General features: G+C 70.3%; 17 protein-coding genes and 1 pseudogene. 10 read left to right on the top strand and 8 right to left on the bottom strand.

The features are described from left to right. The first annotated feature begins 138 nt into the window (after nucleotides 1-138). Together ACFY0F_RS27225 and ACFY0F_RS27220 are read left to right on the top strand one after the other, a co-directional pair. Entirely contained in the window at nucleotides 139-537 is a 399-nt protein-coding gene (locus ACFY0F_RS27225; RefSeq protein ID WP_388799508.1) for an OB-fold nucleic acid binding domain-containing protein, read from the top strand. Between the two features lie 3 nt (nucleotides 538-540). Further along, nucleotides 541-1,341, top strand: a complete 801-nt coding sequence (locus ACFY0F_RS27220) for a DUF3159 domain-containing protein (RefSeq protein ID WP_388799506.1) — start codon at nucleotides 541-543, stop codon at nucleotides 1,339-1,341. 73 nt (nucleotides 1,342-1,414) lie between these two features. On the opposite strand, the gene ACFY0F_RS27215 is transcribed toward ACFY0F_RS27220, so the two are convergent. After that, the gene (locus ACFY0F_RS27215) at nucleotides 1,415-2,086 is read right to left on the bottom strand and encodes a potassium channel family protein (protein ID WP_388799503.1); all 672 of its coding nucleotides are present in this window, start codon (nucleotides 2,084-2,086) and stop codon (nucleotides 1,415-1,417) included. Beyond that, the gene (locus ACFY0F_RS27210; RefSeq protein ID WP_388799500.1) at nucleotides 2,086-2,757 is read right to left on the bottom strand and encodes an NAD-binding protein; all 672 of its coding nucleotides are present in this window, start codon (nucleotides 2,755-2,757) and stop codon (nucleotides 2,086-2,088) included. The genes ACFY0F_RS27215 and ACFY0F_RS27210 overlap by 1 nt, the downstream gene beginning before the upstream one ends. A 429-nt stretch (nucleotides 2,758-3,186) precedes the next feature. Between ACFY0F_RS27210 and ACFY0F_RS27205 the strand changes: the two genes are divergently transcribed. The 3 genes from ACFY0F_RS27205 (at nucleotide 3,187) to ACFY0F_RS27195 (ending at nucleotide 6,930) form a co-directional block, all read left to right on the top strand. After that, entirely contained in the window at nucleotides 3,187-5,244 is a 2,058-nt protein-coding gene (locus ACFY0F_RS27205; RefSeq protein WP_388799497.1) for an APC family permease, read from the top strand. Between the two features lie 103 nt (nucleotides 5,245-5,347). Then, complete coding sequence (locus tag ACFY0F_RS27200; protein ID WP_388799494.1) at nucleotides 5,348-6,676, top strand: class I SAM-dependent RNA methyltransferase; 1,329 nt, start codon at nucleotides 5,348-5,350, stop codon at nucleotides 6,674-6,676. After that, complete coding sequence (locus ACFY0F_RS27195) at nucleotides 6,637-6,930, top strand: enoyl-CoA hydratase-related protein (RefSeq protein WP_388799491.1); 294 nt, start codon at nucleotides 6,637-6,639, stop codon at nucleotides 6,928-6,930. Before ACFY0F_RS27200 ends, ACFY0F_RS27195 begins: the two co-directional genes overlap by 40 nt. Before the next feature lie 397 nt (nucleotides 6,931-7,327). Here the strand turns inward: ACFY0F_RS27195 and ACFY0F_RS27190 are convergent, their stop codons facing one another. The 3 genes from ACFY0F_RS27190 to ACFY0F_RS27180 form a co-directional block, all read right to left on the bottom strand. Further along, nucleotides 7,328-8,422 (bottom strand): lipocalin family protein, encoded by a 1,095-nt coding sequence (locus ACFY0F_RS27190; protein WP_388799488.1) that lies wholly within the window; start codon nucleotides 8,420-8,422, stop codon nucleotides 7,328-7,330. Between the two features lie 331 nt (nucleotides 8,423-8,753). After that, entirely contained in the window at nucleotides 8,754-9,650 is an 897-nt protein-coding gene (locus ACFY0F_RS27185) for an alpha/beta hydrolase (protein WP_388799485.1), read from the bottom strand. A 42-nt stretch (nucleotides 9,651-9,692) separates the two neighbouring features. Then, nucleotides 9,693-10,916, bottom strand: a complete 1,224-nt coding sequence (locus ACFY0F_RS27180) for an FAD-dependent oxidoreductase (RefSeq protein WP_388799482.1) — start codon at nucleotides 10,914-10,916, stop codon at nucleotides 9,693-9,695. 198 nt (nucleotides 10,917-11,114) lie between these two features. Between ACFY0F_RS27180 and ACFY0F_RS27175 the strand changes: the two genes are divergently transcribed. Then, nucleotides 11,115-12,032, top strand: a complete 918-nt coding sequence (locus ACFY0F_RS27175) for a LysR family transcriptional regulator (protein ID WP_388799479.1) — start codon at nucleotides 11,115-11,117, stop codon at nucleotides 12,030-12,032. A gap of 142 nt (nucleotides 12,033-12,174) precedes the next feature. Here the strand turns inward: ACFY0F_RS27175 and ACFY0F_RS27170 are convergent. Next, nucleotides 12,175-12,443: pseudogene (locus tag ACFY0F_RS27170) on the bottom strand (transposase family protein); the annotation flags it as partial. Continuing rightward, nucleotides 12,428-12,931 (bottom strand): MarR family winged helix-turn-helix transcriptional regulator, encoded by a 504-nt coding sequence (locus ACFY0F_RS27165; protein WP_388799477.1) that lies wholly within the window; start codon nucleotides 12,929-12,931, stop codon nucleotides 12,428-12,430. The gene ACFY0F_RS27165 and the pseudogene ACFY0F_RS27170, both read right to left, overlap by 16 nt. Before the next feature lie 130 nt (nucleotides 12,932-13,061). On the opposite strand from ACFY0F_RS27165, the gene ACFY0F_RS27160 reads away from it, so the two are divergent. Beyond that, on the top strand, nucleotides 13,062-13,511 hold the full coding sequence (locus tag ACFY0F_RS27160) for a DUF6069 family protein (protein WP_388799474.1): 450 nt from the start codon (nucleotides 13,062-13,064) through the stop codon (nucleotides 13,509-13,511). Between the two features lie 347 nt (nucleotides 13,512-13,858). Then, nucleotides 13,859-15,127, top strand: coding sequence for an MFS transporter (locus tag ACFY0F_RS27155; protein WP_388799471.1), 1,269 nt, complete (start codon nucleotides 13,859-13,861; stop codon nucleotides 15,125-15,127). Nucleotides 15,128-15,183: 56 nt separating this feature from the next. Here the strand turns inward: ACFY0F_RS27155 and ACFY0F_RS27150 are convergent, their stop codons facing one another. Further along, nucleotides 15,184-16,167: a LysR family transcriptional regulator gene (locus ACFY0F_RS27150; protein ID WP_388799468.1), complete on the bottom strand. Its 984-nt coding sequence runs from the start codon at nucleotides 16,165-16,167 to the stop codon at nucleotides 15,184-15,186. 119 nt (nucleotides 16,168-16,286) lie between these two features. Between ACFY0F_RS27150 and ACFY0F_RS27145 the strand changes: the two genes are divergently transcribed. Next, the gene (locus ACFY0F_RS27145; RefSeq protein ID WP_388799465.1) at nucleotides 16,287-17,270 is read left to right on the top strand and encodes a fumarylacetoacetate hydrolase family protein; all 984 of its coding nucleotides are present in this window, start codon (nucleotides 16,287-16,289) and stop codon (nucleotides 17,268-17,270) included. Next, complete coding sequence (locus tag ACFY0F_RS27140; protein WP_388799462.1) at nucleotides 17,267-18,265, top strand: cyclase family protein; 999 nt, start codon at nucleotides 17,267-17,269, stop codon at nucleotides 18,263-18,265. The genes ACFY0F_RS27145 and ACFY0F_RS27140 overlap by 4 nt, the downstream gene beginning before the upstream one ends. Nucleotides 18,266-18,409: the final 144 nt, after the last annotated feature.

Here is an 18,409-nt window from a genome sequence, read left to right as displayed (position 1 = left end):
GGGGGGTGCGGCATCACGGAGCCAGGGATGGGGTACCGGTTCGAGCCCTAGGGCGCGGTGCGGCGGTCGGCCGGGGGTCGGCCCAGGTGGCGGGCGGACGTTACGTCGGTGACAGTGCGTCCCGGTAGGCTTCACGGTATGAGTGCTGTGCCTCGATCCCAAAAGTCGGCAGGCCGGTTCCGGCGCATGCTCGACCGGCTGTCCTCCTCCCAGGAGGACCTGGAGTCCGAGGAGCTCAGGGAGGACGCCGACACCGCCGGCTGCACCCGGATCGGCGACTGCCACGACCGGCAGATCGTCACCGTAACTGGTACCTTGCGCACCGTCACCCTGCGGCCACGCGCGGGAGTCCCCGCTCTGGAGGCCGAGCTGTTCGACGGCTCCGCCGCGCTGGACGTGGTGTGGCTGGGCAGGCGCTCCATCGTGGGCATAGAGCCGGGGCGCAGGCTCATCGCATCGGGCCGGATCTCGATGAGCCGGGGCCGCCGGGTGCTGTTCAACCCGAAGTACGAACTGCGACCCCTCGGACGGGAGTAGCCGGTGACGTCACTCGACAAGCCGACCGAAGACACACAGGCCGACGACGCCCGGGCGGACGACGCCCGGAAGGACGACGCGCGGGCGGTGACCGAAGCCGCGTTGTTCGAGGCGTTCGGCGGTGTCCGGGGCATGGTCGAGACCGTCCTGCCCGGTCTCCTCTTCGTCACCATCTTCACGATCAACAAGAACCTGCACTGGTCGGCGATCGCCGCGCTGGCCGTGTCCCTGGTCCTGGTCGCGGTCCGGCTGGCGATGAAGGACACCGTCAAGCACGCCTTCAGCGGTGTCTTCGGCGTCGCCTTCGGCGTCGTCTTCGCGATGTTCACCGGCAACGCCAAGAACTTCTACCTCCCCGGCATGCTGTACACGCTGGGCCTGGCCCTGGCGTACATCATCACGACCCTTGCCGGAGTGCCCCTGATCGGCCTGATCCTCGGCCCGGTCTTCAAGGAGAACCTCTCCTGGCGCACCCGCAACCCCGGCCGCAAGAAGGCCTACGTCAAGGCCAGCTGGGCCTGGGGCCTGATCCTGCTCGCCAAGTGCGCGGTCCTCTTCCCGCTGTACTGGTGGGCCAACACCGCCCAGCTCGGCTGGGTGCTGGTGGCGCTGAAGATCCCGCCCTTCCTGCTCGCGGTCTGGCTCACCTGGGTCTTCCTCGCGAAGGCGCCCGCGCCGATCGACGTGTTCGCGGAGATGGAGGCCGAGGAGAAGGCCGAGGAGGAGCGGAAGGCCGCCGCGGCGGCGGCCGCGGCAGAGCGCGGTGAGGCACCGGGCGCGGGCCGGCACCGTCGGGAGGCGTAGACAGCCCCGATACATGGATGGGGGGCGCCCGGAGATGCCGGGCGCCCCCCATCCACGTATCCCACGGGAAGGGTCAGCTGCCGTCCCGCCGCACCGACAGCAGGTCCTCCAACTGCTCCTCCCGGGCCTGCGCGGCCACGAACAGCAGCTCGTCGCCCGGCTCCAGCGAGTCCTCCTTGGACGGGGTGAGGACGCGGGTGCCCCGGATGATGGTGACCAGTGAGGTGTCCTCCGGCCACTCGACGTCGCCGACCTGGGTGCCGGCCAGGGCCGACTCCTCCGGGAGGGTCAGCTCGACGAGGTTGGCGTCGCCGTGGCTGAAGCGGAGCAGCCGGACCAGGTCACCGACGCTCACCGCCTCCTCGACCAGGGCGGACATCAGACGCGGCGTGGAGACGGCGACGTCGACGCCCCAGGACTCGTTGAACAGCCACTCGTTCTTGGGGTTGTTCACCCGGGCCACGACGCGCGGAACGCCGTACTCCGTCTTCGCGAGCAGCGAGACGACCAGGTTGACCTTGTCGTCGCCGGTCGCGGCGATGACGACGTTGCAGCGCTGGAGCGCCGCCTCGTCCAGGGAGGTGATCTCACAGGCGTCGGCCAGCAGCCACTCCGCCTGCGGAACCCGCTCCACCGAGATGGCGGTGGGGGCCTTGTCGATCAGCAGGACCTCGTGGCCGTTCTCCAGCAGTTCGCCCGCGATCGAACGGCCGACCGCGCCGGCACCGGCAATGGCGACCCTCATCAGTGACCGCCCTCCTCTTCAGGGCCCCCGGCGAACGCCGCCTCGACCTTCTCGACGTCGTCCGTCCGCATCATCACGTGCACCAGGTCGCCCTCCTGCAGCACCGTCTGCGAGCTGGGCACCATGGCCTCGCCCAGGCGGGTCAGGAACGCCACGCGGACGCCCGTCTCGTCCTGCAGTTTGCTGATCTTGTGCCCGACCCACTTCGGCGAGGCGTGCACCTCGGCGAGCTGGACGCCGCCGGTGGGGTCGCGCCACAGCGGCTCCGCGCCGGACGGCAGCAGGCGGCGCAGCATCTGGTCGGCGGTCCAGCGGACCGTGGCCACCGTGGGAATGCCCAGACGCTGGTAGACCTCGGCACGGCGGGGGTCGTAGATGCGCGCTGCCACGTTCTCCACGCCGAACATCTCGCGGGCCACGCGCGCGGAAATGATGTTCGAGTTGTCACCGCTGGAGACCGCGGCGAAGGCGCCGGCCTCCTCGATGCCCGCCTCGCGCAGCGTGTCCTGGTCGAAGCCGACGCCGGTGACCCGGCGCCCACCGAATCCCGGGCCCAGCCTGCGGAAGGCGGTGGGGTCCTGGTCGATCACGGCGACCGTGTGCCCCTGCTGCTCCAGGGTCTGGGCGAGAGCGGAACCCACTCTCCCGCAACCCATGATCACGATGTGCATGGCTCTACATCACACTTCCGATAGGCCTTCCGGCCCGCGCAAACGTCCCGCTCATTGTCCTCTTCCGGCTCGTCGGGCGACACTCGCGGCCTTCGGGACGGCCGCCGGGCAACATCATGCCCGTCCCCAACGTATCGGCTCCTCCACAGGTGCTCGAAACCCGATCGACGCGCGTATCCAGTACGGCTCGAGCGCCTTGGGCGGGCCGGACGCCGGTCGCCGGCGTGTGGTGCCGCACACACCGCACAGGACCGGGATTCCGTGGCCGGGGAGCGTGACACGCCTTGTACGGACGGGGTTTGCCGTCCGGCCACGGCGGGCAATCGGACCACGGAATCCGCAGTTCCGACCGTCTGTGGGTCCACTCGCCGGGAATAACCGAGACGGCGGGTGGGCGACAGCCAGTTCGAAGGCTTACGATCCTCTCTCGTGTCCAAACTGACCGACGTGCCCAAACGGATCCTGATCGGGCGCGCACTGCGCAGTGACCGGCTGGGCGAAACACTCCTGCCGAAGCGCATCGCACTCCCCGTCTTCGCCTCCGACCCGCTGTCCTCCGTGGCGTACGCCCCCGGCGAGGTGCTGCTGGTCCTGTCCATCGCGGGCGTGTCGGCGTACCACTTCAGCCCCTGGATCGCGGTGGCGGTCGTCGTGCTGATGTTCACGGTGGTCGCCTCCTACCGCCAGAACGTGCACGCCTACCCGAGCGGCGGCGGCGACTACGAGGTCGCCACCACCAACCTGGGCCCGAAGGCCGGGCTCACCGTCGCCAGCGCGCTGCTCGTCGACTACGTCCTCACCGTCGCCGTCTCCATCGCCTCCGGCATCGAGAACCTCGGCTCCGCGATCCCCTTCGTCGTCGAGCACAAGGTGTTCTGCGCGATCGCCGTGATCGTGCTGCTGACCCTGATGAACCTGCGCGGGGTGAAGGAGTCCGGCAAGCTCTTCGCGATCCCGACGTACGTGTTCGTCGGCGGCGTGTTCGTCATGGTCGCGTGGGGAGCCTTCCGCGGACTGGTCCTCGGCGACACCATGCGCGCCCCCACCGCCGACTACCACATCAAGGCCGAGCACCAGGGCCTGGCGGGCTTCGCCCTCGTCTTCCTGCTGCTGCGCGCCTTCTCCTCCGGCTGTGCCGCGCTCACCGGTGTCGAGGCCATCTCCAACGGCGTCCCCGCCTTCCGCAAGCCCAAGTCGAAGAACGCGGCGACCACGCTGGCGATGATGGGCCTGCTGGCGGTCACCATGTTCTGCGGCATCATCGCCCTGGCCATGGTGACCAAGGTCCGCATGGCCGAGAACCCGGCCACCGACCTGATCCACAACGGCGCCGCCCTCGGCCCCGGCTACGTGCAGAACCCGGTGATCTCCCAGGTCGCCGAGGCGGTCTTCGGCAAGGGCAGCTTCCTGTTCGTCGTGCTCGCCGCCGCCACCGCCCTGGTCCTGTTCCTGGCCGCGAACACCGCGTACAACGGCTTCCCCCTGCTCGGCTCGATCCTCGCCCAGGACCGCTACCTCCCGCGCCAGCTGCACACCCGCGGCGACCGCCTCGCCTTCTCCAACGGCATCGTGCTGCTCGCCGGCACGGCGGCCCTGCTGATCGTGATCTACGGCGCCGACTCCACCCGCCTGATCCAGCTCTACATCGTCGGCGTGTTCGTGTCCTTCACGCTCAGCCAGACCGGCATGGTCCGGCACTGGAACCGCCATCTGGCCACCGAGCAGGACCAGAACAAGCGCCGCCACATGATGCGCTCCCGCGCGATCAACGCCTTCGGAGCCTTCTTCACCGGCCTGGTCCTGGTGGTCGTCCTCGTCACGAAGTTCACCCACGGCGCCTGGGTGGCGCTGCTGGGCATGTGCATCTTCTACGTGACGATGACCGCGATCCGTAAGCACTACGACCGGGTCGCGGAGGAGCTGGCGGCTCCCGAGAGCCCGAGCGACGACAGCGTACGGCCGTCCCGGGTGCGCTCGGTCGTGCTGATCTCGAAGATCCACCGCCCGGCCCTGCGCGCCCTCGCCTACGCCAAGCTGATGCGCTCGGACTCCCTGGAGGCGCTCACCGTCAACGTCGACCCGGCGGAGACGAAGGCGCTGCGCGAGGAGTGGGAGCGGCGCGGCATCGACGTACCGCTGAAGGTGCTGGACTCGCCCTACCGCGAGATCACCCGCCCGATCATCGAGTACGTCAAGGGCCTGCGCAAGGAGTCGCCGCGCGACGCGGTCTCCGTGATCATCCCCGAGTACGTGGTCGGCCACTGGTACGAGCACCTGCTGCACAACCAGAGCGCGCTGCGCCTCAAGGGCCGCCTGCTGTTCACGCCGGGCATCATGGTGACCTCGGTGCCCTACCAGCTGGCCTCCTCCGAGGCGGCGCGGAACCGGGCCCGCAGGCGCCAGGAATGGAACGCGCCGGGTGCGGTGCGCCGGGGTCCGGCCGAGCAGCGGGCGCACACCGAGAAGGCGCCCAGCGCCAAGGACTGACGGGGCGCGAGGAGGACCGGGCGGCGGCACGTAGACTGGTCGGCTGTTGTCGGGCCCCCACCGGGGCCGCCCCCGTCCCTCCCCGATCTGGAGTCACCCCACCATGCAGGAAGTACCGAGGAAGTCGCTGGTGGGGGAGGAGTACGAGGTCGAGATCGGCCCCGTCGCCCACGGCGGTCACTGCATCGCACGCACCTCGGAGGGCCAGGTCCTGTTCGTCCGGCACGCGCTGCCCGGCGAGCGCGTCGTGGCCCGGGTGACGGAGGGCGAGGAGGGCGCCCGCTTCCTCCGCGCGGACGCCGTCGAGGTCCTCGAGGCCTCCAAGGACCGCATCGACGCCCCCTGCCCCTACGCCGGCCCGGGCCGCTGCGGCGGCTGCGACTGGCAGCACGCCAAGCCGGGCGCCCAGCGCCGCCTCAAGGCCGAGGTGATCGCCGAGCAGCTCCAGCGGCTGGCCGGACTCACCCCGGAGGAGGCCGGCTGGGACGGCACCGTCCTCCCCGCCGAGGGCGACAAGCTGCCCGCGGGCGAGGTGCCACAGTGGCGGACCCGTGTGCAGTACGCGGTGGCCCCCGACGGCCACGCCGGTCTGCGGCGCCACCGCTCCCACGAGGTCGAGCGGATCGACCACTGCATGATCGCCGCTGCCGGGGTCAGTGAGCTGGGCATCGAGAAGCGCGACTGGACCGGCATGGACGTGGTCGAGGCGATCGCGGCGACCGGCTCCCAGGACCGCCAGGTGGTCCTCACCCCGCGCCCCGGCGCCCGTCTCCCGCTGGTCGAACTCGACAAGCCCGTCTCGGTCCTCCGGGTCGACGAGCGCTCCGGCGGCGTGCACCGCGTCCACGGCCGCCCCTTCGTCCGCGAACGCGCCGACGGCCGTACGTACCGCGTCGGAGGCGGCGGCTTCTGGCAGGTCCACCCCAAGGCCGCGGACACCCTGGTCACGGCGGTCATGCAGGGCCTGCTGCCCCGCAAGGGCGAGACGGCCCTCGACCTCTACTGCGGCGTCGGCCTCTTCGCCGGCGCCCTCGCCGACCGCCTCGGCGAGACGGGCGCGGTCCTCGGCATCGAGTCCGGCAAGCGCGCCGTCGAGGACGCCCGCCACAACCTCGCCGACTTCCCCCGCGTCCGCATCGAACAGGGCAAGGTCGATTCCGTCCTGCCCCGCACCGGCATCACCGAGGCCGACCTCGTCGTCCTCGACCCCCCGCGCGCCGGCGCCGGCCGCGCCACGGTGGCCCACCTCGCCTCCCTGGGCGCCCGCCGAATCGCCTACGTCGCGTGCGACCCGGCCGCCCTGGCGCGGGACATCGCGTACTTCGCGGACGGGGGGTACCGGGTGCGGACGCTGCGGGCGTTCGATCTGTTTCCTATGACGTCGCACGTGGAGTGCGTGGCGATTTTGGAGCCTGCTGCAAAGAAGCTCTGACCTGCGGCTATTTGCCCGTCCCCGCTGTCTTCGCTGAACACGGCCTGACGCTCATCGCTGCTTTGGAACTGGCGTTGCCGCGCGATCTCCTGATCGCCGCTGAGGGTGCTTCGTTCGGCCTGGTCGAGACCGTGGCCGGCCTGACCCCGCCGCTGGGCGGGCTGCAACGCGTGGCGGAACGGGCTGGCCCCGCACGGGCGAAGCGGCGCATCTGCTCGGGAGTGCGCTGCTCGGCCCGAGTCCTCGAGCGCTGAAACGTGATCTATGAGGTTCTGCCCGACGAGGGATCGGCAGAGGCGTCACGAGAGCACGCACGTCGGCTCGCCTCGGGTCTGGCCTGCGCTCATGCCGCCATCAAGCGTCTGGTCACGACCGCCGTACGCGAGGGGGCGGGTGGCCGACCCAGCGGTGGCCCTCGTCGCCGGCGCCGTCTTCGCCTCCATCGATCTCGCCGTCGGCATCGCCTCCTTCCTGAGCGACGGTCCCTGAAAGGGCGCCTACCCAGGGTCGATGAACGTCGGTCGTCTGCCGACCCAAGTCGCCCGGAGGGCCACCCCGCATGGCGTGAGTGCGCCGCACGCGATGCGGGGTGGCCAACCTGCCTTGGTTCGGTCGGCGTCGATGGTCAGGCGGATGTGGCAGCGATGGGCGTCACCGCTGAGCCTGAGCCGAAGACGGTTGGGAAGCCGACCAGTTGCCGACCATCTCGACGTAGTTCTTGCCGGTGACCTTCTTGCCCTCGTAGATGCCGGAGAAAGCCGCGGTGCCTTCTATGCGGTTACCGAGCGTTCCGACGATCTCCTGCGCATCGGTGCCGATGATCCGGACGGCGACATCGGTCTTCAGCGACGGGATCTCCAACCGCCAGCGGGTGGGGTAGGTGTTGCCGGAGGTCGGGCTGTCCCAGAACCTGTGCGCGCTGTCGGCGAGGGGCTTGACCGCCGCCAGGTCGTAGGAGCCGTCCGGGTGCAGCACGGTGGCCCAGGCGTTCTCGGTCGTTCCGCCCAAGGAGTCCCAGACGGCGACCTTGTCACCGTTCGGCAGGCTGAGGTTCATCCAGGTCCAGCGCACCAGAGACTGCGGCAGCGGACCCCACTGCCGATCCAGCCAGGACTCGCCGAAGACCTTGTGTGTCCTGCCCTGGACGGAGAGCGTGCCCGTGGTCCGCATGGACGGCAGGGCGAACTCGTACTGCTGCGCGCCGTGCATGTCCCACAGGCCGGTGCCGGCGTAGTTCATGACCGGGCCCTCGGCCTTGAGTTGGAGGTCCAGGGAGCCCCACGGTGTGGCAGCCTTGACGAACATCTTCTGCGCATTGCCCGTCCAGCTCAGGCCTGGCATCTTGATGTTCAGTCCACTGGTGCTCCAGGTGTAGTCGTCCTTGGCGATGCCGGTCTCGTAGTTCTTGTACCAGCCGGTCTTCTCGTCGGTGATGGAGACGGTCATGGTGCGCTTGTCCCGGTTCGGCATGCGCATCGTATGCACCAGCACCCCGAAGTCGTGACCGCCGGCCTTGACCTCGCTGGTGAAGTAGATCGAGTCGTTCCAGGTGGGCCCGGAGCCAGGAGTGTGGGCGGCGAGGTCGGTGGCGAGGGTCACCGATGCGGGGATTCCGTGGGCCGCGGTGGCGGCACTGGAGGATGATCCTCCACCCGTCAGTGCGGTGGCGACGGAGCCCGCGCCCAGCACGGTGATCGCGGCGACGCCGGCCGCGATGGCCTGGAGCCTGCGGTTGTTCTTCTTCATGGTTTCTCCTGGGAAGTCATGGTTCATCCACTTGCGCAGAGCGCCTGGCTCTCACGCGGCGGTGGTCTTGGAAGCCATGCGGCAGGTGTTCGCCGAGCATGGCGACGAGAGAGGGGGAGCAGAAGATCAGGGCGCTGCCCGAACAGGTCGGCTGCGCCCCGTCCTTGCTGGCTCTGGGCCTTGCGGTCACACGTTCGTACCGCCGTTCTCCCGGGTCGAGGCGGCTCGTCGACGGCCTCGTGGGGTGCGTCCTGGCCGACGCTCGGGACCCTGATGCGGCCGCCAGGAGGTCAGAAGGACCCAGAAGCTGTGCGGGCCGTGGGGCCTCGATTCAGTGGCTCAGCGTCCGCGCGAGCCACTCGGCGGTTCGGGTGATGATCTCGGGGAAGTGGTTCGAGAGGATCTCGTAGTGCTGGCCGGGGTACTCCATCACCTCCTTCGGCCCGGGCACCCGCCCGTACATCTCGCGGGCCTCTTCGACGGGCGCCACGGTGTCCTGGGAGGCAAGAACCATCAGCAGCGGCACGGTGATGCGTTCCGCGTAGGCGCGCACCTCCATCTCGTACAGGTAGTCCAGCGTGGAGACGGTGATCTCGTTCCTGAAGCTGGGTACGTCGTGAATCATGTTCTCGACGAATTCCTGCCCCTCGTTGTCGCTGAACATCACGGGGCTGCCGGGTTCGGGTTTGCCGTGCAGGCGGATGGTGACAGCCGGTTCGCCGCGCAGCTGAGCCTGACGGTCGGCGGGGATGAGGGCGTCGAGTTCGGCGAGGGTGTCGGCCGCCTGCAGGGTGCGCGCGGTCCAGCCGCTGACGGGCGGGATGAGGCTGACGACGGCACGGACCCGGCGGTCCATAGCGGCGGTGAACAGCGAGTTGGCGCCGCCGATGCTGATGCCCCACAGGCCGATGCGGTCGGCGTCGATGTCGGGGCGCAGCGTCAGGTGGGTGATGACATGGCGCAGGTCGCGGCACTGCTGCCAGGGGTCGAACTGCTGGCGGGGCTCACCGTCACTGTAGCCGGTGTTGCGGTGGTCGTAGATCAGCACGGCCAGTCCGGCGTCGGTGAAGCCTCGCGCCACCGGGTACAGGGATTCGGCGGGGCCGCCCAGGCCGCTCTGCAGGATGGTGACCGGCAGGGGCCTGTCGCCGCTGCCGTCGGGGCGGAACAGCTTCCCTCGCAGTATCGCTCCGGGCACGGTGAACTCGACGTCTTCGTCGACGGGCATGACAGCTCTCCTCACAGGAGGACGGAAGGGCGGGACGTGCGGTCAGGTGCGGCCGGGGACGGAGAGGTCGTCCGGCAGGAAGTCGGGTTCGAAGGCTCGGGGGTCGGCGGAGGCGCGCAGGACGGGGAAGACCTCGGCCCGCATCTCCGCCTCGTACTCCGCGATCGCCATCAGCAGGGGCATCTCGCCGTGTACCGACGCCGTGAGGGCCCTGGTCAGGGCGGCGGCGTCCCGTAGCGCGCTGTTGGCGCCAGCACCGAAGGACGGCGGCATGGCGTGGATCGCGTCACCGAGCAGCGTGACCCTGCTGGTGGGCCAGGGGTCGGCGGGCTGAAGTCGGCGCACGGCCACCGGGAAGATCGTCGAGGTGTCGATGTGCTCGACGAGACCGGCCAGTGCCGGATGCCAGCCCCGGGTGGCCCTGCGCAGCACGGCGTGACGCTCTTCGGGGGACGCCTTCCACAGGTCCGGTACCTCGCGGCTGAACTCGGTGCCTGGCATGATGCCGAGGTTGACCATGATGTACGGATCGACCGGATCGATGGATGCGCCGGGCGCCAGTTCGGCGACCGCCTTGGTGATGGGCCGGCGCGGCTGGTAGATGCCGAAGACGAGCATCGCCCCGTCCGGGCCGGACGCCCCGGCGAATCCGTCGAAGAGGGCATCGGGGAGGGTGGCGACCAGTTCGTCGGTGAGCGGCGCGAGCGAGTACGCGCCCAGGGCACCGGTGTCCACGATCGGCACCTCGGGCAAGAGCTGCCGACGGACGACCGAGTTGATGCCGTCGGCTGCCACGAGGACGTCTCCGGTGACTGAGGAGCCGTCGTCGAGGCGCACCCGTACCTGGTCGCCGTCCTCCTCGAAGCCGGTGACGGTACGGCCGAACCGGACCACCTCCTCCATGCCGACGTTCATGATCTGCCGCAGCGTGCGGCGGTTGACCGCGGTGTGCGGCCGGACGGGGTCGTTGGGCGGGCCGATGTGCGGGCGTGCACCCAATTCGTTGCCCAAGTGGTCGAGCAGCACCAGGACTTCCCGGCGCGGTGTGGTCCGGGAGGTCTGCATGTACAGCTCGAAGAGGTTCTCGGGCAGGCACTCCTGCAGGGCTCGGCCGCCCGCACCGTTCATGTGCAGCCGGTAGCCGGAGCGCCCGACGTCCGGCGCACTCTCGAAGACGGTGCAGTCGATGCCGGCCTTGCGCAGGCCCTGGGCGAGGCAGAGGCCGCCGATGCCTCCTCCGGCGATCAGTACGTGAAACGACGGCATTGTCGCCTTCCTCCTTGGTGAGTCGATGTACTCGCCGTGGCGCGGGCGAGGGGCGGGCGCGGGTCCGAGCCAGGCGGCTCCGGTGTCGTCCTTGTGTGGCCGCGATTCCACTGTGGCCGCGGCGAAGGTATCGGGGAACCCGAAGTCGCCTATGCTCGGCATTGGCGTTCCCAATAGTCATCGAGGGGGTCGTACGCCGTGGGTCTGGATCTGAATCTGCTGGTTCCGCTGGACGCCCTGCTACAGGAGCGCAGCGTGACCAGGGCGGCGGAGCGACTCGGGCTGAGCCAGCCCACGCTGAGTACGGCGTTGGGCCGGCTGCGCCGCCACTTCGGGGACGAACTCCTGACCAGGGTGGGCAACACCTACGAGCTGACGCCGCTGGCGGAGCGCCTGGCCGAGAACACGGCGGAGGCCCTCGGCTACACCGACCGGGTGTTTCGGACCCGGCCGGACTTCGATCCCGCCGTCGCCGAGCACGAGTTCACCCTGGTGCTGACCGACTGCCAACTGCCCACCTTCGGACGGGCCCTGGCCGATCTCGTCCTGGAGACGGCACCCGGCGTGCGGCTGCGGTACCGGCACAGCACGGAGCATTTCGTCCAGCGGGCCCACGACAACCTGCGCACCGTGGACGCCATCGTGCTCCCGCAGGGAATCCTGGCGCAGCTGCCGTCCCTCGACTTGTTCCAGGACCGCTGGGTGTGCGTCGCCTCGGCCGATGACGAGCCGGCCATCTCTTGCGCGGAGGAGCTCGCCGGACGTCAGTGGGTGCTGCCCTACTACCACCCGTCAGTGGTCTTCCCGTCACTGCGCCGCCTGCGCGAACGCGGAGTCGAGCCCAGGGCGGCGATCACGACCGAGGACTACCTCGCCGTGCCCCATCTCCTCGCCGGAACCGACCGATTGAGCCTGGTCCCCGAACGGATCGCCCGGCTGTTCGCCCTCCAGGGCAAGACGAGCGTCGTCGATCTGCCCTTCGAGCTGGGTGTGTTGGTGGAGACGTTGTGGTGGCACCCGATGCACGAACGGGATCCCGCCCACATCTGGCTGCGGCAGATCGCGGCGCGGGCCGCGCAACTGGTCACAGCGGGCGCGCACTCGCCTGGAGCCTGAGACGGGAGAGCGGTCCGCCCGAGGCGCAGAGGCGCTGGTCGACGCCGAGAAGATCGTGTCCACCTGGCCCGGACTGGCAGCCTTGCGTCAGCAACACCAGCTCCTGCATGACGGGACACCGGCCCCTGCTCGCGCAGTGGAACTGAGCGGCGAGCGCGGGTCCGAGGTGGTCGATGATGCGGTCGGCTGCGGACTTGGACACCCGAACAGCGCTGCCGGCCGGCGCAGGGGCAGGTCAGTCCGCCAGTACGCGGCGACCAGCAGCACACGGCCCTCGAGCGGCAGGTTCCACGGCCGGCCCTTGCGCACCGGATCCGCACCCTCGCGCCACAATGCGGTGACCAGCATGCCGAACTGACGCGGGCTCAGCCGGTGAACGGGGCAGGTTCTCGGCGTCAGCGGCGATGCCACGGCAGGGCCGCCGGGTAGGCGTCCTCCGCGCCGGCCTGCTTGAGGGAGGTGACCACGGTGGCGGTGATGGTGGCGAGTTGCTCCACCTGTTCGGGGCTGAGGGCGTCGAACACCACGCGGCGTACGGCAGCAACATGGCCGGGGGCGGCCTTGGTCATCAACTCCATGCCGGCATCGGTGAGTTCGGCCCGCTGTCCGCGTCCGTCGGCCGGATCCTCCCGGCGCCGCACGTAGCCCGACTCCTCCAGGCGGATCACCGCGCGCGTGAGGCGGCTGCGGGTGAACTTCAACTGTTCGGCGAGCAAGGACATCCCCAGGGCGCGGTCGGGTGCCACGGACAGCCGGGCCAGGAGGCTGTAGTCCGCGTGTGTCATGGCCGCGTCGCGCCGCAACTGCTGATCGAGGTAGTCGTTCAGCAGCGTCGAGCAGTCGAGGAAGTTGATCCAGGCTCGCAGCTCCTCGGGAGTGAGCCAACGGGGGGATGTCATGCCGGCCACTCTAACCGAGATGTTTGCCTGATCAAACACTTCGGAGTAGCGTCCCACATGTTTGAAGAATCAAACGCCTGCCCTTTCGGTGCTGCGCCTGTCGTTCTTGAGCTCTCCGCAGGAGGTCCCCATGCCCGGTTCCGCCCCCGAAGCCGTATCGTCCGCCCCGCCCGCGCCGCGCTCCCGCGCCCTGACCGTGGTCGCGGGGCTTCTCGCGGCGGGCGCCGTGGCCGTCCTCGGAAACGCGGTGGTCGCGTTGCTCGCCCGCGCGGCGGGGGCGTCGGGCGATTTCGCTCCGCTGCACCTCTCCGCGTACGGGCCGCTGACGGTGTTCGGCGTCGTCCTCGGCGCCATGGGCTGGGCGGTCGTCCGTCGTGTCGCCAAGAACCCGGCCGGGCTGCTGCGGTGGCTGGTGCCCGTGCTGGTGGTCGTGTCGTTCGGGCCTGACCTGTCCCTGCTGGGTGGCGGTACGCCCGGAAGTGGGCCGCTGGCCGTCGCCGCGCTGATGGTGATGCATGCGGTGGCCGCGGTCGTCGCCGTCGCCGCCTGTCGGCGCGTCCTGCCGCTGCCTGTCCGCTGACGCTGCCCGGCGTGCGCGACGTGCCGGCTGCCGGCATCCGGCGGTGTCCCGGAGGCCGGCGGTGTCCCGGAGGCCGGGATGACCGAGCTTCGGGACACCGCTGCGCAGGAACGGTCGTGCACGTCTTCCGTCTGTGTGACGGTTGGCCATCCCATCCACAGCGTGGATAACCCGGATACGGGATTCGGATCGCGCAGGGGATGGCACCGGCGCTTCGGCGCCCCCATAGTCGTCGCTACCGCACGCCGCTGTCCGGATGGCGCCGGCGTGCGAGCTTCCCAGCATGCCGTGCGCCGTCGGCGCCCTTGAGGCATGCCCACCCCTTCACACCGCCCCGTGGAGTCGCCATGCCCGGTTCCGTGCCCCCGCCGCCTCCTGCGGCGGTCGATGTCACCACTCCGCCAGCCGTCGCCGTCTCGGGCCCGGCGCATCTGCTGCGGGTGACCCTTCTGATGGCGGGCAGCTGTCTGCCGATCCTGGGGGCGGTGCTGATCGCCCCGGTACTGCCGAAGATGCAGGACCACTTCGCGTCGGTCCCGGGGGCCAAGGCGCTGGTGCCCCTTGCGCTGACCGTCCCGGCGCTGTCGCTGGCGCTGCTGGCTCCGTTCGCCGGGGTGATCGTGGACCGGGTGGGCCGCAAGCGCCTGCTGATCGCGGCGACCGTCCTGTACGCGCTGTTCGGCACGGCACCGCTGTGGCTGGACTCGCTGGGTGGCATCATCGCCAGCCGCGCCCTGGTCGGAGTCGCCGAGGCTGCGATCATGACCTGCTGCACGACTCTGATCGGCGACTACTACAGCGGTCGGCGGCGGGTGAAGTACCTCGCCCTGCAGACCATGTGCGCCTCCGCGTCGGCCACCGTCTTCTTCGTGCTCGGTGGCGCCGCCGGATCGGCGGGCTGGCGCGTGCCCTTCTGGGTCTACGCCGTGAGCCTGGCGCTCGCCCCGCTCATGGCAACCGCCCTGCCCAGCCCGGCGGCCCGTGCGGACGGCGAGGAGACTCCGGCCGAGACGGAGGCCCGCCGCTCGTTCCCCTGGCGGCAGCTGGGCGGCATCTGCGCCCTCACCTTCTTCGGGGCGATGGTCTTCTACACCGTCCCGGTGGAGATGTCGTACCTGCTCGACGACCTCGGGGTGGAGAACACCGGCGTGATCGGACTGGCCACCGCGGTCGCCAGTGCCGCGACCGTGGGCGGAGCGGTCACCTTCGCCCGGCTCAAGCGTTCTCCCGACCCGATGCTGCCCGCCGTCTTCGCGGTCTGCGCGGTCGGCTTCGGGGTGATGTTCCTCGCGGGCAATGCCCCGCTGCTGGTCATCGGGGCGGTCGTCAACTGTGTGGGCACCGGCATGCTGCTGCCCGCCCTCCTCACCAGTGCCATGTCCCGGCTGGCGTTCGAGGACCGCGGCCGCGGGACGGGGCTGTGGACGGCGGCCTTCTTCGGCGGTGAGTTCATCTGCCCGCTGGTGCTGCTCGCCGGGGAGTCCGCGGCCGGCAGTCTCGCCGGTGCGGTGGGCGTGCTGGGGCTGGCCGCCGCCCTCGTCGCGGTGGGATTGTGGGCGGCCCGCCGCCGGGTGGGCGCCGTCGATCCCCGGCCGTTGCCGGAGCAGTTGGCCTGAGTGCGTGCGGGAAGACCACTGAGAGCGCGTCGATCACGGGCTGCCGCCGGGCCCGGTCAGAGCCGGCCCGGCGGCAACCCCGCGCTCTGGTCGACGGGCACCGCCTTCCCGGGGCCCTTGCCGTTGCCGTAGCCGTTGCCCGCCAGCGTCGCTCCCACTTCCGCGGCCTTCTCCCGCAGCCAGATGTGGCCCGCGTCCTGAGCGTGCACCGGATGCCACCACATCGCCTCCCGCACCGGTACCGCCTCGAAGGGGCAGGGCAGGACGCGCACCGCGGCCGATCGGACCGCCTTGCGCGCCAGGCGCTCCTGGATCATCGCGATCCGGCGGGTGCCCTCGACCATGAGGGGCAGCAGCTGGAAGGTCTGCACGGACACCTCCACCTGGGGACTGATCCCGATCATGCTGAGCTGGCGGGCGGCCGGGGCGTCGTAGGGACGCTGGTAGACGGCCCAGGGCAGAGACCCCAGCTGGTCCAGGGAGAGTTCGTCACCGATCTCGGGGTGATCGTCGGCGACCAGGAACAGCCAGCGGTCCTGGTGGAGGTCGACGGCGGGCAAGCCGTCGATGACGCCGTGCGGCATCAGCAGTCCGTCGACGGTGCTCAGCACCGCGGCGGTGTTCTCCACGACGGACGGGGCCGGGTGCTGGAAGGTGAGCCGGATTCCGGGCGCCTCCTCGTGCAGGGTGCGGGCGAGTGCGGCACCGAACACGGCCGCCCCGTAGTCGGAGGCGAGCAGGGTGAACTCACGTGACTCCGCCGCCGGGTCGAAGTCTGCCTGGCTGGAGAAGACCCGCTCCAGCAGGTCGCACGCGGTGGCGCTGCGGTCGCGCAGAGCGGCGCCGAGCGGAGTCAGCTCGTAGGTGTTGCCGGTGCGGGCGAGCAATTCGTCGTCGAAATGGCGGCGCAGCCGGGACAGCGCGGCGCTCATGGCCGGCTGGCTGAGGCCGATGCGCTCGCCGGCCCGGGTGACATTGCGCTCCTCCAGCAGCGCGCGAAGGGCGAGGACCAGATTGAGGTCGAGTCGGGACAGGTTCACCGGCAACCGCCTAGCAACGAGAGTCATCCATGACGTGGATTCGACCCATCCACAGGATTGATTTCCGTGATTGGTCGATCGGGGCCAGAGTAGACCCCGACCCCGCAGGAGGAAATCTGATGGCCATGCTCGCGCAATCAGCCGGCCCGTTCGCGCTCGGCACGTTCTCCGCTCAGGGCGGGGAGTCGTTTCCCGGCCTCCTGGCCGATGACCGGGTACTCGATCTGCGCAGCGCCCTGGACTGGGCGCCGTCGGATCTGCGCGCAGTCCTGGAGCGGTGGGAGGAGACCCTCCCCGTCCTGCGCACCCTGGCGGAGGACGACTCCCCCGGCTGGCTGCCACTGGAGGGCCTGCGCGTGCACGCCCCCATCGAGCCCCGGCAGATCTTTCAGTCCGGCGCCAACTACCGGCAGCACGTGATCGATCTGGAGGTCGCCCACCGTTCCCCCGACGACCCCCGCACCGTCGAGGAGGCACGAGCGGAGATCGCCGCGGTCATGGACCGCCGGGCCGCCGAGGACTTGCCGTACGTCTTCATCGGTCTGCCGAGCGCGATCACGGGCCCCTACGACGACGTGGTCCTGCCCGCCTGGGCCGAAAAGCCGGACTGGGAGCTGGAGTTGGCGGCCGTCGTCGCCAAGCCCGCCTACCGGGTGACGGTCGAGGAGGCCCTGGAGTACGTCGCCGGGTACACCATCGCCAACGACCTCACCGACCGCGCCACCGTGTTCCGCCGGGACATGAAGGCCATCGGCACCGACTGGCTGCGCTGCAAGAACGCTCCCGGTTTCACACCGCTCGGCCCGTGGCTCGTACCTGCGGAGTCGATCGCGGACACCGGTGACCTGCGGATCACGCTCAAGCTGAACGGCGAGACCATGCAGGACGAGTCCACCAAGGACATGCTCTTCGGAGTCGCCCGGCTGGTGTCGTACGCCTCGCAGACGGCTCAACTCCTGCCCGGTGACCTGGTGTTGACCGGCAGCCCGGCCGGCAACGGCATCCACTGGGGACGCCTGCTGCGCGACGGCGACGTCATGGAGGGTTCCATCACCGGTCTGGGCGTGCAGCGCACCCGCTGTGTCGCGGAGGGAACGGCATGAGCCTGGACCGCCGCGACCCGGAAGGTGCGATAGCCGAGGCCGCCAAGACGTACTCCAACTGGGGGCGTTGGGGCGAGGACGACGTGCTCGGCACACTCAACTTCCTCGACGAGGCCAAGCGGCGCGAGGGCGCGGCGCTCGTGCGCCGCGGCGTGAGCTTCTCACTGTCGCAGCGGTTCGACATGAACGGCCCGCAGAAGGGCTGGCGCCGGCGGACCAACCCGGTGCACACCATGCTCGACACGGGGACCGACGCGGCACTGGGCAACCAGGGTTTCCCGCACGGCATCGGCGGCGCGGACGACGTGATCGCGATGCCGCTGCAGTGCTCCACCCAGTGGGACGGCCTCGGGCACATCTTCGACCACGGCAAGGCGTGGAACGGACGGGCCGCCGAGCAGGTGGTCACCTCCGACGGAGACCTTGTCACCGGCATCGAGCACATGGCGCCGTACGTCGCGGGACGCGGCGTGCTGCTGGACGTGGGCCTGGTCGTCGGCACGGGTGGGGGCACCTCCCGCTCGAGCGGAGCCGAGAGTGGGGGAGAGCTGCCCGACGGGTTCGCCATCACCGAGGAGCACCTCGAGCAGACCGCCGAGGCCCATGGGGTGACCGTCGGGCCCGGCGACATCGTCCTCGTCCGCACCGGACGTCTCGCCCGCGCCCGCCGCGACGGCTGGGGCGACTACGCGGGCGGCCCCGCGCCCGGCCTGTCGTTCACCACCGCCGGCTGGCTGCACCGCACCGAGATCGCCGCCATCGCCACCGACACCTGGGGTTTCGAGGTCCGCCCCAACGAATTCGAGGGCGCCTTCCAGCCGCTGCACCAGGTCGTCATCCCCAACATGGGCCTGCTGATCGGCGAGATGTGGGACCTCGACGCGCTCGCCGCCGACTGCGCCGACGACGGCGTGTACGAGTTCTGGCTCACCGCCGCTCCCCTCCCCATCACCGGAGCCGTCGGCTCCCCGGTCAACCCGATCGCCGTCAAGTAACCCGCACTACTGCGGATGCGCCGTTCCCCGGACAGCGGCGGCGCATCCGGCCCCCACCGCCCCACCCGCTTCGCCGGGTGACCCGTCCCCACCCCTGGCCCGCACTCGCAGCGGGCGAGCCGCAGCCCCCGCCGCCCGAAGTCG

The sequence above is a fragment of the Streptomyces sp. NPDC001544 genome, assembly GCF_042894285.1.
In the GTDB taxonomy this organism is placed as follows: domain Bacteria; phylum Actinomycetota; class Actinomycetes; order Streptomycetales; family Streptomycetaceae; genus Streptomyces.
The sequence above is the reverse complement of the archived record's forward strand: the minus strand, read 5'-3'. Positions and strand labels throughout refer to the sequence as shown.

What these genes read in the sequence shown, in the direction of transcription:
- ACFY0F_RS27210 (WP_388799500.1), bottom strand. Translation starts at nt 2,757, where the DNA reads ATGCACATCGTGATCATGGGTTGCGGGAGAGTGGGTTCCGCTCTCGCC.
- ACFY0F_RS27145 (WP_388799465.1), top strand. Translation starts at nt 16,287, where the DNA reads ATGGCCATGCTCGCGCAATCAGCCGGCCCGTTCGCGCTCGGCACGTTC.
- ACFY0F_RS27225 (WP_388799508.1), top strand. Translation starts at nt 139, where the DNA reads ATGAGTGCTGTGCCTCGATCCCAAAAGTCGGCAGGCCGGTTCCGGCGC.
- ACFY0F_RS27165 (WP_388799477.1), bottom strand. Translation starts at nt 12,931, where the DNA reads ATGACATCCCCCCGTTGGCTCACTCCCGAGGAGCTGCGAGCCTGGATC.
- ACFY0F_RS27200 (WP_388799494.1), top strand. Translation starts at nt 5,348, where the DNA reads ATGCAGGAAGTACCGAGGAAGTCGCTGGTGGGGGAGGAGTACGAGGTC.
- ACFY0F_RS27215 (WP_388799503.1), bottom strand. Translation starts at nt 2,086, where the DNA reads ATGAGGGTCGCCATTGCCGGTGCCGGCGCGGTCGGCCGTTCGATCGCG.
- ACFY0F_RS27180 (WP_388799482.1), bottom strand. Translation starts at nt 10,916, where the DNA reads ATGCCGTCGTTTCACGTACTGATCGCCGGAGGAGGCATCGGCGGCCTC.
- ACFY0F_RS27155 (WP_388799471.1), top strand. Translation starts at nt 13,859, where the DNA reads ATGCCCGGTTCCGTGCCCCCGCCGCCTCCTGCGGCGGTCGATGTCACC.
- ACFY0F_RS27185 (WP_388799485.1), bottom strand. Translation starts at nt 9,650, where the DNA reads ATGCCCGTCGACGAAGACGTCGAGTTCACCGTGCCCGGAGCGATACTG.
- ACFY0F_RS27190 (WP_388799488.1), bottom strand. Translation starts at nt 8,422, where the DNA reads ATGAAGAAGAACAACCGCAGGCTCCAGGCCATCGCGGCCGGCGTCGCC.
- ACFY0F_RS27160 (WP_388799474.1), top strand. Translation starts at nt 13,062, where the DNA reads ATGCCCGGTTCCGCCCCCGAAGCCGTATCGTCCGCCCCGCCCGCGCCG.
- ACFY0F_RS27140 (WP_388799462.1), top strand. Translation starts at nt 17,267, where the DNA reads ATGAGCCTGGACCGCCGCGACCCGGAAGGTGCGATAGCCGAGGCCGCC.